Annotated in this window: 1 rRNA gene; it reads right to left on the bottom strand. The window is 48.8% G+C overall.

The annotated features are described in order from the left end of the window. Window positions 1–284 precede the first annotated feature (284 nt). A 16S ribosomal RNA gene (locus H5159_RS20690) occupies window positions 285–1,820 on the bottom strand. Window positions 1,821–1,864: the final 44 nt, after the last annotated feature.

The following is a 1,864-nucleotide window of genomic DNA, read 5'->3' on the forward strand; positions in this document are numbered from 1 at the left end:
GGGTCTTTGTTTTGTGACAGTTTAACTTCGCCAGAAGTTAATATTGAATACTAAAGTAGATACCAATCAATCAACGTAAAACGTTAATCAAATGGCACTGAATGGTACTGCTACCATTCTTTTTTTACTTTTGAAAACTCTTGATAAATACAATGTATCTATCAGAATTTTATTATCAGCTTTTCCAAATTTTTAAAGAGCATATTAATTAGTTATTCCGAAGAATAAGCACTAATTAACAATCATCTGTGTGGACACTACGAACAAATAAGTTCTAAATCGTATAAGGAGGTGATCCAGCCCCAGGTTCCCCTAGGGCTACCTTGTTACGACTTCACCCCAGTCATGAATCACTCCGTGGTAAACGTCCTCCCGAGGGTTAGACTATCTACTTCTGGAGCAACCCACTCCCATGGTGTGACGGGCGGTGTGTACAAGGCCCGGGAACGTATTCACCGCGTCATTCTGATACGCGATTACTAGCGATTCCGACTTCATGGAGTCGAGTTGCAGACTCCAATCCGGACTACGACGCACTTTAAGTGATTCGCTTACTCTCGCGAGTTCGCAGCACTCTGTATGCGCCATTGTAGCACGTGTGTAGCCCTACACGTAAGGGCCATGATGACTTGACGTCGTCCCCACCTTCCTCCGGTTTATCACCGGCAGTCTCCTTAGAGTTCTCAGCATTACCTGCTAGCAACTAAGGATAGGGGTTGCGCTCGTTGCGGGACTTAACCCAACATCTCACAACACGAGCTGACGACAGCCATGCAGCACCTGTATCAGAGTTCCCGAAGGCACCAAACCATCTCTGGTAAGTTCTCTGTATGTCAAGTGTAGGTAAGGTTCTTCGCGTTGCATCGAATTAAACCACATGCTCCACCGCTTGTGCGGGCCCCCGTCAATTCATTTGAGTTTTAACCTTGCGGCCGTACTCCCCAGGCGGTCTACTTAATGCGTTAGCTTTGAAAAACAGAACCGAGGCTCCGAGCTTCTAGTAGACATCGTTTACGGCGTGGACTACCGGGGTATCTAATCCCGTTTGCTCCCCACGCTTTCGTACATGAGCGTCAGTGTTGACCCAGGTGGCTGCCTTCGCCATCGGTATTCCTTCAGATCTCTACGCATTTCACCGCTACACCTGAAATTCTACCACCCTCTATCACACTCTAGTTTGCCAGTTCGAAATGCAGTTCCCAGGTTGAGCCCGGGGCTTTCACATCTCGCTTAACAAACCGCCTGCGTACGCTTTACGCCCAGTAATTCCGATTAACGCTCGCACCCTCCGTATTACCGCGGCTGCTGGCACGGAGTTAGCCGGTGCTTCTTCTGTCAGTAACGTCACAGCTAGCAGGTATTAACTACTAACCTTTCCTCCTGACTGAAAGTGCTTTACAACCCGAAGGCCTTCTTCACACACGCGGCATGGCTGCATCAGGCTTGCGCCCATTGTGCAATATTCCCCACTGCTGCCTCCCGTAGGAGTCTGGGCCGTGTCTCAGTCCCAGTGTGGCTGATCATCCTCTCAAACCAGCTAGGGATCGTCGCCTTGGTGAGCCATTACCTCACCAACTAGCTAATCCCACTTGGGCCAATCTAAAGGCGAGAGCCGAAGCCCCCTTTGGTCCGTAGACATTATGCGGTATTAGCAGTCGTTTCCAACTGTTGTCCCCCACCTCAAGGCATGTTCCCAAGCATTACTCACCCGTCCGCCGCTCGTCAGCAAAGTAGCAAGCTACTTTCTGTTACCGCTCGACTTGCATGTGTTAGGCCTGCCGCCAGCGTTCAATCTGAGCCATGATCAAACTCTTCAATTAAAAAGTTTTATGTCTTTCGACAGCTCAATGAATTCTGAATTTTT

The sequence above is a fragment of the Pseudoalteromonas sp. SG43-1 genome (assembly GCF_014164415.1).
Classification (GTDB): Bacteria; Pseudomonadota; Gammaproteobacteria; order Enterobacterales; family Alteromonadaceae; genus Pseudoalteromonas; species Pseudoalteromonas distincta.